The 13,929-nt window shown below is 61.7% G+C and carries 14 protein-coding genes and 1 pseudogene; 5 read left to right on the top strand and 10 right to left on the bottom strand.

Features of this window, described 5'->3' with window-relative positions; all coding sequences use genetic code 11:
- Nucleotides 1–174 precede the first annotated feature (174 nt).
- The gene (locus tag REH34_RS29990; protein WP_311970285.1) at nt 175–1,071 is read left to right on the top strand and encodes a hypothetical protein; all 897 of its coding nucleotides are present in this window, start codon (nt 175–177) and stop codon (nt 1,069–1,071) included.
- 100 nt (nt 1,072–1,171) lie between these two features.
- Here REH34_RS29990 and REH34_RS29985 read toward each other — a convergent pair whose 3' ends face one another.
- Nucleotides 1,172–1,966 carry an SDR family oxidoreductase gene (locus REH34_RS29985; RefSeq protein ID WP_311970284.1) on the bottom strand — a complete coding sequence of 265 codons (795 nt, stop codon included), beginning with the start codon at nt 1,964–1,966 and terminating at the stop codon, nt 1,172–1,174.
- Nucleotides 1,967–2,311: 345 nt separating this feature from the next.
- Here REH34_RS29985 and REH34_RS29980 point away from each other — a divergent pair, with 345 nt between their 5' ends.
- The 3 genes from REH34_RS29980 (at nt 2,312) to REH34_RS29970 (ending at nt 5,183) form a co-directional block, all read left to right on the top strand.
- Nucleotides 2,312–2,587 carry a metal/formaldehyde-sensitive transcriptional repressor gene (locus tag REH34_RS29980; RefSeq protein ID WP_311970283.1) on the top strand — a complete coding sequence of 92 codons (276 nt, stop codon included), beginning with the start codon at nt 2,312–2,314 and terminating at the stop codon, nt 2,585–2,587.
- A 7-nt stretch (nt 2,588–2,594) separates the two neighbouring features.
- Nucleotides 2,595–3,515: a CDF family Co(II)/Ni(II) efflux transporter DmeF gene (gene dmeF, locus REH34_RS29975; protein ID WP_311970282.1), complete on the top strand. Its 921-nt coding sequence runs from the start codon at nt 2,595–2,597 to the stop codon at nt 3,513–3,515.
- Between the two features lie 309 nt (nt 3,516–3,824).
- The gene (locus tag REH34_RS29970; RefSeq protein WP_311970281.1) at nt 3,825–5,183 is read left to right on the top strand and encodes a carbohydrate porin; all 1,359 of its coding nucleotides are present in this window, start codon (nt 3,825–3,827) and stop codon (nt 5,181–5,183) included.
- Nucleotides 5,184–5,324: 141 nt separating this feature from the next.
- On the opposite strand, the gene REH34_RS29965 is transcribed toward REH34_RS29970, so the two are convergent.
- Genes REH34_RS29965 through REH34_RS29935 form a run of 7 tightly spaced genes read right to left on the bottom strand, consistent with a single transcriptional unit; the run spans nt 5,325 to nt 10,828 of the window.
- Nucleotides 5,325–5,690, bottom strand: coding sequence for a RidA family protein (locus REH34_RS29965; protein ID WP_311970280.1), 366 nt, complete (start codon nt 5,688–5,690; stop codon nt 5,325–5,327).
- 46 nt (nt 5,691–5,736) lie between these two features.
- A complete protein-coding gene (locus REH34_RS29960) occupies nt 5,737–7,113 on the bottom strand; it encodes an FAD/NAD(P)-binding oxidoreductase (protein ID WP_311970279.1) in 1,377 nt (458 codons plus the stop codon).
- Nucleotides 7,106–7,423, bottom strand: coding sequence for a (2Fe-2S)-binding protein (locus REH34_RS29955; RefSeq protein ID WP_311970278.1), 318 nt, complete (start codon nt 7,421–7,423; stop codon nt 7,106–7,108). Before REH34_RS29955 ends, REH34_RS29960 begins: the two co-directional genes overlap by 8 nt.
- On the bottom strand, nt 7,413–8,528 hold the full coding sequence (locus REH34_RS29950; RefSeq protein ID WP_311970277.1) for an FAD-dependent oxidoreductase: 1,116 nt from the start codon (nt 8,526–8,528) through the stop codon (nt 7,413–7,415). The genes REH34_RS29955 and REH34_RS29950 overlap by 11 nt, the downstream gene beginning before the upstream one ends.
- A 30-nt stretch (nt 8,529–8,558) precedes the next feature.
- Nucleotides 8,559–9,404: a transporter substrate-binding domain-containing protein gene (locus REH34_RS29945; protein WP_311970275.1), complete on the bottom strand. Its 846-nt coding sequence runs from the start codon at nt 9,402–9,404 to the stop codon at nt 8,559–8,561.
- A gap of 15 nt (nt 9,405–9,419) precedes the next feature.
- Entirely contained in the window at nt 9,420–10,103 is a 684-nt protein-coding gene (locus tag REH34_RS29940; protein WP_311970274.1) for an ABC transporter permease subunit, read from the bottom strand.
- Between the two features lie 14 nt (nt 10,104–10,117).
- Nucleotides 10,118–10,828, bottom strand: a complete 711-nt coding sequence (locus tag REH34_RS29935; protein ID WP_311970273.1) for an ABC transporter permease subunit — start codon at nt 10,826–10,828, stop codon at nt 10,118–10,120.
- Nucleotides 10,829–11,004: 176 nt separating this feature from the next.
- Between REH34_RS29935 and REH34_RS29930 the strand changes: the two genes are divergently transcribed.
- Complete coding sequence (locus tag REH34_RS29930) at nt 11,005–11,901, top strand: LysR substrate-binding domain-containing protein (protein WP_311970272.1); 897 nt, start codon at nt 11,005–11,007, stop codon at nt 11,899–11,901.
- 111 nt (nt 11,902–12,012) lie between these two features.
- On the opposite strand, the gene REH34_RS29925 is transcribed toward REH34_RS29930, so the two are convergent.
- The gene (locus REH34_RS29925; RefSeq protein WP_311970271.1) at nt 12,013–12,924 is read right to left on the bottom strand and encodes a cation diffusion facilitator family transporter; all 912 of its coding nucleotides are present in this window, start codon (nt 12,922–12,924) and stop codon (nt 12,013–12,015) included.
- Between the two features lie 178 nt (nt 12,925–13,102).
- Nucleotides 13,103–13,875 (bottom strand): annotated as a pseudogene (locus tag REH34_RS29920) (carboxymuconolactone decarboxylase family protein).
- Between the last annotated feature and the right edge of the window lie 54 nt (nt 13,876–13,929).

The following is a 13,929-nucleotide window of genomic DNA, read 5'->3' as shown; positions in this document are numbered from 1 at the left end:
GGACAATCACCTGCTGTGGTACAAACCGTTCGCCGTGACCCAACCGGCTCAGGGCGAGTGGGACCAGCCCAACTACGCGAACCTGTCCAACGCCTACTACCAGGCCGTGGACAGCAGTCGGCAGATGGTCATTACGCCTTTTTCGAAATGAAGCTCAGGTGCTCGATAGCGCTATTGACCGCGCTGACCTTGACCGGCTGCGCGCAAAGTCCGCCGCCCGAAGCCAGTTTCAATGATCCGACTGCATTGCCTTATGTCACTGCCCACGGCGTGCAGGTTCAGGTGCAGGTGCCAAAGGACGGTTTTGTCAGCGCGCAGATGGTGATCGATGCCAAGGCGGCCGAGGCTGCTGCGCTCACCACCAATAATGTCACTCGCAGTTCGGTGCAGGCGGGTGGGGTAGTGGGGCTGCTGGTGGCCAGCGCAATCAATACCCAGACCGGCACCGGCGTGCTGGAGCGAGACGCCCGCGCCGCAGCGCAAAAAGATGCCCGGCCAATGGCGGCGCTACTGAGCAACCAGGCGGTGGACGACAAGCTGACCCAACGCTTCCGGCAGGCAGGCATGACCGCAGGGCTGCCTTTGGGGCAAGGCGCCGTCACCGCGCATTTGATTGTGGAGCCGCAACTGGTGCTTTCGGCCGACCGGGGTAGCTTCACCCTGGTGAGCCGCGTGCAGGTACAGGACATCGCCGGTAGCGCCTTGTACCGCCGGCATATCGAGGTCGTCGGCCAGCCGTTCCGCCGTTGCGGTACGCAATGCGTTGATGATGGTCAACTGGATATGGCGTTGGTGGATGGGCAACTGCAGCAGTGTATCGACGAAACCCTGCGCGTGCTCGCCCAAGACCTGCACGCCGGTGACGGGCAGGCGCTCGGACAGGAGCAGACGGTACGCTATGTGCTCGACGGGCAACGGCAGGTAGAGCGTGGGCGGCTGCTGCCGGGAGGAGGGATTTATCACCGGTATCGGAATCTGAATGGGGCGGTGAAGTCAGTGCCGGTGCCGTTCGAGGGGATGGCCGTGCAATCCGTAAATACGCTTGGACAGCTTATAAAAGCAGAGGATTAGAAAAGCGTACGCAAGCGTTTCTTCTGGCCGAGCGAGTTACGCGTCCGCGATGGCAACCCCGACGGGGAGGGGCGGCTCCAAGCGCCCCCCCTCCGGCACATCAAACGATATCGTCGACCACGCCGCCGTCGACCCGCAGCGAGGCGCCGGTGGTCGCGCTGGCTTGAGGCGAGCAGACGTAGACGACCATGTTGGCCACTTCGTCAGTCGAAGCGGCGCGCTGGATAATCGAACTCGGGCGATGTTCCTTCACGAAGTCGGCCGCGACCGCTTCCAAGGATTTGCCGCTACGCTCTATTTCGCCTTGCAGCATACCGGCCATGCCTTCGGACAAGGTCGGGCCTGGCAACACGCTGTTGACGGTCACGCCGCTGCCGGCAACGCGTTTGGCCAAGCCACGGGCCAAGCCCAGCTGAGCCGTTTTGGAAACGCCGTAGTGGATCATGTCCGCCGGAATATTACGGGCCGACTCCGAGGCGATGAATACCACCCGACCCCAGCCCTTGGCGACCATGGCCGGCAATAGTGCGCGGCTCAGGCGCACCCCCGACATGACGTTGGTGTCCCAGTACTGGTCCCAGACGTCGTCGGCGGTTTCAAAAAAATCCTGGACGCCATAGACGCCGGCGTTGTTGACCAGCACATCGATCGCCCCCGCACCGCTGACCAGCGCAGCAACGCCTTGCGCATTGCCCAGGTCGGCGACGACGCCCGAGATCGACGCGTCAGGCACTTCGGCTTGCAGACGGGCGACGGCGCCATTGACGGACTTGTCGCTGCGGCCGTTGACGACGACCGTGGCGCCGGCCTCAGCGAGGCCTTTGGCAATGGCGTAGCCGATTCCGCCGGTAGAGGCGGTGACCAGGGCGCGTTTACCGCTCAAATCGATTTTCATGGTGACTCCTGAAAAATGGGTGTGAAAGGTTCGAACCCTATTCGTACAAGCCGTTCCTTCCTAACCGATGCTGGGGAAACCCCTCAGGCGTGCCACCTGACAGCTCGGCGGCGCCAGCCCAGTCAGACGGGGCGATGTCTTCGAAACGTATCACGGGCCTCCCGTGTGGCCGCACGTCTCGCATTTGCAGCTCAAGGTTCGCTGCGTAGTCAGTGAGCGGGGCAAGGTATGTCAGGGCGGGGCCTGGTGCAATCGGTTTCCGGCGCAATGTTGGGTGGTTCGCGTATTGCTCTCGACGCCAATGCCGTACATGATGCTCGTCTTTATAGGGTAGGGGGGTATCCCATGTCGCACACCAAGGTGGGAAAAGAGGCGTTGCTTCAGCGGGTCAAGCGCATTGCGGGTCAGGTTCAGGCGATCGAGCGGGCCTTGGAAGGCAACGCAGATTGTGCCAAGACCCTGCACCTGGTGGCCGCCACTCGTGGCGCCATGAACGGCTTGCTGGATGAAATCATCGAAGACCACGCCTGGGAGCACGTCGCCAAGGCGGGCTTGTCCGATGAAGAGCGAGCCCAAGGTACCCGCGAGCTGCTCGAAGCCATTCGCCGCTATGGGAAATGAGACCGCTATGAAAACCACAGCGTTACACCACGTCCATAGCCACAACTTTCTGGGCATCGATCACGATCAAAATGCGCGCCGCACCCTGTGGGTCGTCGTATTGACGGTGGTCATGATGGTCGGTGAGATTGCTGCCGGGTACATCACCGGCTCCATGGCGCTGCTCGCTGATGGCTTCCATATGGCCACTCATGCTGCTGCCTTGGGCATCACCGCGGCGGCCTATGGGTTTGCGCGTAAACATGCGACCAGCGACGCCTACAGCTTCGGGACCGGCAAGGTCGGTGATCTCGGGGGATTCGCCTCCGCGCTCATCCTTGGCCTGATCTCAGCGGGCATAGGCGTGGAGTCGGTCATGCGCTTGCTCGAGCCGACGGCGGTTCAGTTCGGCACCGCCACGCTTATCGCCATTGTTGGTTTGATCGTGAATATCGTCAGCGCGTTGCTGCTATCCGGTGGTGGGCATGGGCATGCACACAATCATGATCATCATCACGACCACACCCATGGCGCGGATAACAACCTGCGGTCGGCGTACGTGCACGTCCTGGCGGATGCGGTCACTTCCGTGCTGGCCATCGCCGCGTTGCTGGCAGGCAAGTTCCTGGGCTGGGTCTGGCTTGATCCGGTGATCGGCATCGTCGGTGCTGTGGTAATTGCCCGGTGGGCGTGGTCGCTTATGAAGGACACCTCTGCGGTGCTGCTGGACAGGACCGACGAGCACGTGGCCAAAGAAATCCGCGAGTTGCTGGATCAAAGCGGAACACTCGCCATCACCGACCTGCACGTGTGGCGCGTTGGCCCGCAGGCCCGAGCTGCCATCGTCAGTGTGTATGGCAGTGCCGAACTCTCGGCGGATGACGTGCGGGCAGTCTTGAAGCCGGTGCATGAGGTCACTCACCTGACGGTGGAATACCGGGAAGCATGATCACTCGGATTGATCCACCGTGCGCACGAAACTGATCGTCACGGGTGCCGCCAAGAACAAATAGTCCTTTTGCGCCGCTCATAACATGGGATTGGTGTTGATTATAGAGCGGCCCAGGTAATAAGTATTTGCAGGAAGCGCAACAATCTAAACTGTGATTTTTACCGAAGGGCGTGGCAAACTATTACGTCAATATTAAAAATTCAATGTTGATGTCTGGGATTTTTAGTTCAAGCCCTGACGCCAGCATCACTCTTGCTCAGGTGCGTATTGCCTGCAGGTCGATAACTAAAAAAGGATTGATTGTTTATGCCATATGGCTCTCGCGCCGCCGCTCGTCCGCGCCCCGCGTTTCTGGCAATTCTTTCATTGTGCGCCGCCACCGGTTGCTCGCTTGATGTCCAGGCGGCGGATGCATTCGCTGCCGACTCTCCATGGATGACCGGGGATTGGGGCGGATTGCGCACCGAGTGGCTGAACAAGGGTATCGATATCCAGATGGGCTACCTTGGCGAGTCTGCCTCCAATGTTCACGGAGGCTACAAGAAGCACGATAGGGTGACCCGCTACGCGGACCAGTTCAATCTGGGCGCGAATATCGATCTGCAAAAACTCATGGGGTGGAGCGACACGGCTTTCAGTATCTCGCTGACCAATCGTAACGGCGACAACATCAACGACAAGATTGCCGATCCCCGCGCCACGGGCATGAGTTCGACTCAGCAAATCCAAGGTCGCGGCAGTGTGACCCGGCTGAGCGAGCTGTGGTTGAGCAAAGGCTGGTTCGACGACCGTATCAACATCAAGGCGGGTCGGTTCGCGGTCAGTGACGAATTCGCGGTCGAGGATTGCGTGTTTCAAAGCCTGGCATTCTGCGGCTCCCAGCCGGGCAACTACGTCGACAGCATTTATAACTCGCCCATCAGCCAATGGGCGGCACGCATTCGTTATCGCGTGGCCGATCAGGTTTACGCACAAATCGGCGCATTCAACGTCAATCCGTCCGACCTCGATAACGACAATGGCTTCAAGCTCAACGGCTCCGGTACTTCCGGCACCTTCGTGCCTGTCGAGCTGATCTGGACGCCCAAGGTCAGCCAACTGCCTGGGGAATATCGCCTGGGTTATTACCACAGTTCCGCCAATGGCACCGACGTCTACAAGGACGACAACAACCGTGTGGCGGCCATCACCGGCGACGCGTATCGCAGCGATTCGAGCCGGCACGGTTTCTGGCTGATCGGCAAGCAGCAACTGACCTCAGTGGGCGGTGATACCTCCCGCGGCCTGACGTTGTCGGCGAGCGCCACGTTCCAGGACAAGGCCACCACTGCGGTAGACAGCTACCAAAAGGTCGCATTGACCTACAAAGGTCCGTTCGACGCGCGTCCGACGGATACTCTGGGGCTGGGTATCGCGCGCATTCACGCCAGTTCGCGGTTCTTGCGCAATGCCAAAACAGCCAATGACCAGAGCGGCGCCAGCTACGACGATGCAGCCTACGTGCCTGAGCAGCACACGGAATATGCGGCAGAGCTCAACTACGGGATTCAGGCGACCAAGTGGTTGAACATCATGCCGAACGTGCAGTTCGTCAAGAACCCGGATGGCGTGCGCCAAGTGGATAATGCGCTGGTCCTGGGACTGCAAGTGCAGTCGCAGTTCTAATCGCTCGTTCTGCAACTTGCCTGATGGCGCCATGTGCCGCGAGGTGAAGGCAAAAGAGGCTTGGCTGGCCCAAGCTTTGTTGGGCCGCATCCCCTGGCCAAGGATTGGCCCGGCGGTGGGGACTCCAGCGCCATGTGCTGATCAGTCTGGTGCCTTGACCGCCGCTGTCACGATGATCTCCACCAGCAAGTCCGGATCGTCGAAGGCCACCTGGCAGGTCGCGCGCGCGGGGCGGCCGGCATCGCCGAGCCATTCTACCCAAGCGCTGTTCATGGCCTCCAGGTCGCGCGCCATGTGCCCCATCCATATTTGCACCGACAGCAAGCGGCTGCGGTCGGTACCGGCATCCTTCAATAATTCGTCGATACGCGCCAGCACCTGGCGCGTCTGACCGGCGGCGTCCTGACTACAGTCGGCGGGGGCGACGCCGGCCAGCCAAACGACGTTGTTGTGAATGACCGCGCGGCTGAGGCGGGCGTTGGGTTGCTGGCGGATGATATCGGTCATGGTGTGTGTCCTTCGCAGTCGATGGGAGATGGCAGGTAAGGGCAATTCATTGTTCGTTGGCCAGGTCGCCCAAGGTGATGGGCTTGAGGGGAGGGCGGATGCGGTAGTAACCCACTTCGGCCGGGCTGACGCCGTGGGCGTCGGCCAGCAGGCGCGTCACTGACAAGCCGCATTGGCGCCCCTGACAAGGCCCCATGCCGCAGCGTCCATAGGCTTTGGTCTGGTTCGGCCCCTGGCAGCCGAGCGCCGCGTATTGACGGATGGCGCCTGCGGTCACGTCTTCACAGCGGCATACGATGGTCTCGTCGGCGGGGGCCAGGTAGGCGCGCTGCGGTGGGTACAGGGCGTCCAGAAGCGGCCGCGCGCTGCGCACCTGGGTCAGGCGCTTGCGCTCGGGCCCTGCCAGGCTCTGCGCTTGCTCGGGTGTGAGCCGTTGCAACGCCAGGGTAATACCGATCGCGGTGATCCTGCCCTGTATCGCTGCCGCTTCGGCACCTTCGATACCACCGCCATCGCCGGCTACAAAGCAGCCGGCCACGCTCAGTTCTCCCCATTCGCTCTGCTCTGCGACCCAGCATTGACGTTGCTCATCCCAGCGATGTGCCGCGCGCAGTGCCAAGGTCGGCTGAGTATTGGGTACGACGCCTTGATGAAGCAGCACCAGCCGGCTGGAGAAACGATGAGACCGGCCGCCACTGACAAAGCTGACCCCTTCGGCGTGGGCCTGACCTTCGATCCGCACACCACTGGCAGCACGAAACCAGGGCACCGCAGCCCGGCGCAGGGCGTACAACAATTTCAGGCCCTTGCCCAGTTGCCGCAGATTGCCCAGCGCCCGAGGCAAATGGCGCAGCGCCCGCAAAAGGTCCAGGGGGCTGGCGGTGTCGACCAGCGCTTCGATGCGCACGCCGGCGCGCATCAATTGCCACGCCAGCAGGTAGAACAATGGGCCGCTGCCCACCATCACCACGGGGCAGACGGGGATCTGGCCCGCGCCCTTGAGTTGGATCTGCGCAGCGCCTGCGGTCATCACCCCCGGCAGCGTCCAGCCTGGCAACGGCATCGGCCGTTCATAAGCGCCGCTGCACAGCAAGACCTTCTGCGCCTTGACCCGGCGCAATTGACCGTCCACGCGGTAGTGCACCTCCCGCTCTGGCGTGATCAACCACACCGAGGCAAGTGCAACATAGTCGATGCCGCTGGCCAGAAACCGGCGCACCTGGCCGATCCCTTCCTGGTAGTCCGCACCCAGTACGGCACTGCGTTTGCCCGAGGCTTGATGGGCACCACGATAGATTTGCCCGCCCGGACCGGCCTGGTCGTCCAGCACGCGCACCTGCACGCCCAATGCGTGCAACTGCAGCGCTGCCGCCATGCCCGCCGGACCGGCGCCGACGATCAGCACATCGATCGATTCATTCATCGCTTGCCTCCTCGGCCGGATGGATAGCGTACCGGCTGACGCACAGCCCGGAGCGCGTCGGGACCTGGCAAGCCTGCTGCAAAACCCCCTCGATCGACACCAGGCACTCGAAGCACACCCCCATCATGCAATAGGCGTTGCGCGGCCCGGCGCTGACCGGGTGGCGGCGGGTATATTCGACGCCAGCTTCGAGCAATGCACTGGCCAACGGCACGTTATCGAGCACGCTTATCGCTTGTCCGTCGAACTCGATGCTGACCCGCACCTGATCATCGCCATCGAGGCTGGTAAATAAAGGCTCAGCGCCCATGGCCATGCTCCTTGAACCGCTGGTCGTTGAAGGCCGCTATGGCGTGCGGAGCAGGCCCCCCGGCCAGCCACGGCGACAGCACGAATGCGTGCGCGGCGGCGAGGGTCACGCCGCTGTGGCACGTGGTGGCGAATACCCCGGGTGCCTCGCGGGACTCTTGGTAAATCGGAAAGCCATCGGGGCTCAGTACCCGCAATGCGCCCCAGGTGCGGACCACCTGAACCTTGGCCAGCAGGGGGAAACAGCGCACGGCCCGCTGCGCCAGATCGGCCATGACGCCTCGGCTCACACCGTCATCCAACCCCACGGCTTCATGGGAGTCGCCCAGCTGCACGCTGCCTTCGGCGGTCTGGCGGACGTAACTGGTGGGGTAGTGCAGGAACGGTGCAATCCGCTCGGTGACCAGGATCTGTCCGCGGTTGGGTTGCACCTCGATGTTCAGCCCTACCTGCGCCGCCAGTGCACGGTTGCCCAGCCCGGCGGCGAAGATTACGCGCTCGGCGGTCCACTCGCGCCCCTCGCCCGACAGCCGATAAGCGTCGCCAGCGCGTTCGATACGCTGCACGTTGGCATGGGTATGCAAGATCACTCCGCGCTTTTGCATGGCGGTGCTCAACGCCCGTAACAGCAGCAATGGATTGACGTGGCCATCGTCGGGGCAATAGCAGGCACCGACCAAGGTCGGGCCTGCGCCGGGCAGGCGCTGGCGCAGTTGCACGGGGTCGAGGACCTCGAAGCGGTAGTCGCTGCCCACTGCTTCGCGCAGCCAGCTCAGGCGCCATACTTCCTCTTCCAGCTCGGCGCCATCCAGGCATAGCTGAAAGCCGCCGGGTTGGTGCAGGTGTACGTCAATGCCGGTGTCCGCCATCAGGTCCTGGGCCAGCCGTGGCCACAGGGCGGCCGAGGTCCGCGTCCAGCGTGCGTAGGCAGGCAGGCCAAAGCCCTTGCCCTGTACCCATACCAGTCCGAAGTTGCCGCGCGCCGCACGCCAGGCGACATCGCCCTGATCCAGCAGGCACACCGATTCGCCGGCGCAGGCCAGGCCATACGCCAGGGCCATGCCCACCAGGCCGCCGCCAACGACACAAATCCTGGGCGTCGTCATCGAGCTGCGCTCCTGTTTCTTGCACAAGTGTTACTTGAGAGGAGTGACATCGAGTTTCAGCCATTTTTCGGAAAGTTTCTTCAGGCTGCCGTCAGCGATTTCTTCGTTGATGGCCTGGTCGAGACGCGCTTTGAGGGCGCTGTCATCCTTGCGCACACCAATGGCGATACCGGGCCCGAAGACCCCACCGGCGAAGATCGGCCCGGCCATTTTTGCGCCCTGCATCGATGCTTGCTCGGTGGCCAGCTTGAGCACCACCGCGTTGGCCAGCACCGCATCAATGCGACCACTGACCAAGTCGAGGTTGTGGGCGTCGACGGTTTTGTATTCACGCACGTCCATCAATCCGGAGAGGTATTTTTCTGCGAACGCTGACGCCGTGGTCGAGCCCTGTACACCCAGTACCTTGCCTTTGAGCAGCGGTGTCATTTTCGTCACCCAGGCCTTGGCGCCGGCTTCATCGCTGTCCAGATCAAAGGTGGCCTTTGCGTCGGGCAAGGCGGCCAGCGGGCCGTCGCCCATCACCAGCAAGCCATTGAGTGGCGCCGCGTACGGGCGGCTGAAGCCAATCACCTGCTGGCGTTTTTCAGTGATGCTCATGCCCGCCATGATCGCGTCGAACTTGCCAGCATTGAGTGAGGGGATCAGCCCGTCCCAGTCCTGCGCCACGACTTCGCATTTGGCCTTGATGCGCGCGCAGAGCTCATGGGCCAGGTCGATTTCAAAGCCGTCGAGCTGCCCGCCGGGCTTGATGAAGTTCCAGGGGGCATAGGCGCCCTCGGTGGCGATTTTCAGCACCGGCGCGTCATCGGCGTGGGCCATCAAGCTACTGAGCGACAGCCCTAACACTGTGCCCAGCAAAGAGTTGCGGATCATTGGCGGTTCCTCGTTTCAGTGCGAATGGGTAGACACCGCGCGGTCGCGGTGCAGACGATGTTCGAGCCACATCACCACACGGGTGATGGAAAAATTGATCAGCAGGTACAAGGCCCCGGCACACACGAACACTTCCACCGGCCGATAGCTTTGCGAGACCAGGCGGGCGGCGATGCCGGTGACTTCCATAAGCGTGACGATGGAGGCGAGCGAGGTCGCCTTGATCATCAGGATCACTTCGTTGCCGTAGGCGGGCAGCATCTGCCGCCAGGCCAGCGGCCAGATCACGTGGCGCCAGATTTGCCAGCGACTCAGGGCCAGGGCTGCGGCGGCTTCCTGTTGCCCCGTAGCGACGGCCTTGACGCCGCCGCGCAGGATTTCACTGGTGTAGGCTGCAGTGTTGAGGGTCAGCGCCAGCAGGGCGCACCAGTAGGCGTCGCGCAGGTAGGGCCAGGCGAAGCTGGCGCGCAGCCAGGCAGACTGGCTGAAGCCGTAGTAGATGATGAACAGCTGCACCAGCAAGGGCGTGCCACGGAACACTTCAACCAACAACCATGCCGGGACGTCCAGCCAGCGCTTGCCCGAAAGGCGCATGGCGCAAAGCAGCCAGGCCAGGGCAAAGCCCGCCAGGCAGGCGCACGCGGCCAGCCTGAGGGTCAGGGGCAACCCCTTGAGCAGTTGCAGGAAGCAGTCGAGCATGAACGACCCATCCATCACTGGCCCCCAGATGGCAGCGCCAGCCGCCGTTCCAGGCGGCCCAGGCATTGGCTGCTGCTGACACTGACCAGCAGATACAGCGCGCCCGCAGTGCCGTAGAACCAAAAGGGCTGGTGCGTCGCGCCCGCGCCGATCTGCGCCTGGCGCATCAACTCGACCATACCCACCACGCTGATCAGGGCCGACTCCTTGAGCACCAGCAACCAGACATTGGCCAGCCCCGGCAGGGCGAATCGCAACGCCTGCGGGGCGATGACCAGCAGCAACAACCTGGCACCGTCCAACCCCAGCGCACGTCCCGCCTCAAGGGTGCCGCGCGGTACGCAGCCCATGGCGCCGCGCAGGACTTCGATCTGATAGGCACCCGACACCACGGCGATCGCCACCACGCCCACTAGAAAGGGCGGTAAGCCGACGAAGCTTTCCACCCCCAGTTCACGAGCCGCCTGGGTCAACACCATGCTGCTGCCGAAATAGAACAGGTAGATGATCAGCAGATCCGGGACGCCGCGCAGCACGGTGGTATAGAGGTCGGCCAGCGCCCGCAGTGATCTGAATCGCGAGCGTTTTGCCCAGCATCCGACGCCCCCGATCAGGCCGCCGCAGGCGAATCCGCAAAAGGTGATGGCACAGGTCATGAGCGTCGCCAATAACATGTCGGCCGCCCAGCCTTGCTCGCCAAAACCCATCGTTTGCCAAAACGTCATGGAGTGCCCCTGGTGGAGGACCGCTTGATCAAGGGCAGATAGAAAAACCGCAGTTGCCGCCTGGGTGACGCTCATGGCGCCATCTCGAAATAATCTGGAGTGAATCTCTCATGGCGCAGGCATAATCCATAATCAATTTATCTTGATTCAGAATGAATGGATGTTATGGAGGATGCATGCGGCTCACTCTTCGTCAGGTCGAAGCGTTTCGCGCGGTGATGCGCACCGGCAGCATGACCAGCGGGGCTCATCTCATGTCTGTCACGCAGCCGGCGGTCACACGGCTGGTGCGGGATATGGAAGAGGCCTTGGGTTTCGCCCTGTTCGAGCGTCGCGGCAATCAGTTGCAGCCAACCGCGCAGGCCAGTGCATTGATTCCCGAGATCGAGCGATCTTTTATCGGCCTGGAGCGCATAGCCCGCGTCGCCCGTGGCATCGATGAACAGACCGCGGGGTCGCTGCGTATCGCGGCAATGCCGGCGGTGGCCAACACCCTGTTGCCGGTGTTTCTCGCCCGCTTCCTGGCGCCCCGGCCGGAGCTGCAGGTCAGCCTGCTGGGGGTGCCATCCCATCTGGTGGCGGAAATGGTGGCATCCGGGCAGGCGGATATCGGTTATGCGGAGGGGCCGCTGAACCGTCATGGGCTGAATATCCAGGCGGTGCCCATGGATGCGGTGGTCGTGGTACCCGCCGAGCATCGACTGGCGGGGGTCGCCGTGGTAGAGCCTGCAGATCTCAGCGGTGAGTGCGTGATCGCCGTGGCGCCTGGTTCGCTATTCGCGGCCGGTGTGACCTTGGCGCTTGCCGAGGTACCGCGGCTGGCCCATCTGGAAACCGGTTTGTCCTACACCGCGTGCGCACTGGTTGCGCAGGGGCTGGGAGTGAGCATCGTCGACCCGCCCACGGCGCAGCAATTCATTGGCCGGGGCGTGGTCAGCAAGCCTCTGAGCGTGCGAGTGGATACCGGGTTTCTGGTGATTCGCTCGGAAAATGCACCGCGACAAGGGTTGGTGCAAAGGTTCGCGGAAGAGTTTCTGGTGTTTGCCGGCAACGGTGAACATCACACGCTGTGATCGAGCGCCCCTAGGCGCCAAGCCGAGAAGCCAGTCTTACGGCGCGAAATTCGAGGACGCGGTCTAGAGGCGTGACCGTCGCCTGCGGCGTTGGACGCCGCAGGCACACCATCAATGGTGGTGGCCTTCTTCGCCGTGCTCTGCGGCATGAAAGCCGTCATGTTCAAGCTGGATGGTGCAGTGACCGATCTCGAAACTATGGCTGACGGATTCGGTGACCTTGCCCAGAATCTCTTGGCCATCGGCGGCACTGGCGGCTATCACCACGTGTACGCTCATCACGTTTTTCGCGCTGGTCACCGACCACACGTGGAGATCGTGAACGGCTTTTACCCCATCCACCGCCAGAATCGCCTGCTCGACCTGTTCGAGGTCAATCCCGTTCGGGACACCTTCAAGCAACACGTTCATGCTTTCCCTCAACAGCGTCCAGGTGCGCGGAAGCACCCATAGGCCAATGCCTGCAGCCACCAGGGAATCGACCCATGTCCAGCCTGTGAAGCGAATCAGGATCGCGGCAACGATCACGCCCATGGAGCCGAGCATGTCGCTCCAGACCTCCAGGTAGGCGCCTTTCATGTTCAAGCTGTCACCGCTTGCCGAGGCTAATATCCGCATCGAAATCAGGTTCACCAAAAGGCCGAGCACTGCGATGATCAACATGCCTGTCGACTGGATCGGTGAAGGCTCTACCAACCGCTGATAGGCCTCGTACAGAATGTAGAGCGCCACCAAAAACAGCAGAATCGCATTGAAGGCCGAGGCCAGAATCTCGAACCGTGCGTAGCCGAAAGTACGCATGCGATCAGCGGGTTTCTTGGCGATCTGGAAAGCGATCAGTGAAATCGCCAACGCCGCAGAGTCAGTGAACATGTGCGCAGCGTCAGAGAGGAGGGCGAGGCTGCCAGTCACCAGCCCGCCGACGATCTCGGCGATCATGAACGCTGTCGTCAGCAGTAGGGCCGCAAGCAGCTTTTTCTCGTGCCCCGCGCGGACTTGAGCATGATTGTGACCTGCACTCATAAGTGGATCCTTAGCGATTGTCGATGGGTTAGTGCAAGTCTGTGACCAGCCTGGCATCGGTGTGTTCAAGCTGCGATCAGGAATGCCTGGAAAGACCACGGCGGAGTTCGCCATGGCGGTTATGGCGGATATCCTCCGGGTATCCAACGGTATAGAGCGTCACACGCTGTCATCAGTCCTAGTTGCGGGACGTAAACACTTGCTTTAGCACCGGTACAGCGGACATCGCTTTGGGCCAACCTACATAGAAAGCCAAATGCGTTACGACTTCGGCGGCCTGAGCTTGCGTGAGGCCATTGTCCATCGCTCGATTAAGATGGAAGGGCAGTTGAGCCGCCTGACCCTGTGCGATCAGCGCCGCAACCGTGACCAAGCTACGATCGCGAGCACTGAGACTGCTTTGCCGCCAAAGGTCACCGAACAACACATCATTGGTGTACCGCGCCAGTTCTGGTGCAACGTCACCTACACCTGCCTCTACAGCTGCACGGCGTTTAGTTCACTCTCTGGGTCGAGCGTTAACGGTGCTGTGGTGGGCGGTACTATCTGATCTGCTGGAATGTTGCGCTCGCTGAAGATCTGCTTGGCCACACCAGCGGCTGACATCGCGTTTGGCCAACCGGAATAGAACGCTAGATGAGTAATCAGTGCACTGATCTCACTGGCTTTGAGGCCATTATCGAGCCCCAGTTTCATGTGCCCGGTCAGTTGTGGAATCTGGCCGCTGGCAATCAGGGCCGATAGGGTGATAAGGCTGCGATCCCTAGGGATCAACTCTTCGCGCTTCCAGACATCTCCAAACAATAAATCAGTGGTGTATTTGTAGAGCTGGGGGGTTACTTCCAGCACGTCGGGCGATGGCTTGGGATCCGGCCGTGGTTGTGCTTGGTCAGCATCAACTACAGCGGAAAACAAGAGGGTAGCGAAAGTCGTGGCGGTGAGCAGTTTCATTGGACGTTCCTGCTTGGGGAGTCGGTGTGTCCACAGGTTTTGAGATTCAGTGCC

The organism is Pseudomonas baltica (assembly GCF_031880315.1).
Lineage (GTDB): Bacteria > Pseudomonadota > Gammaproteobacteria > Pseudomonadales > Pseudomonadaceae > Aquipseudomonas.
This window is presented reverse-complemented; position numbering and strand designations above follow the sequence as displayed.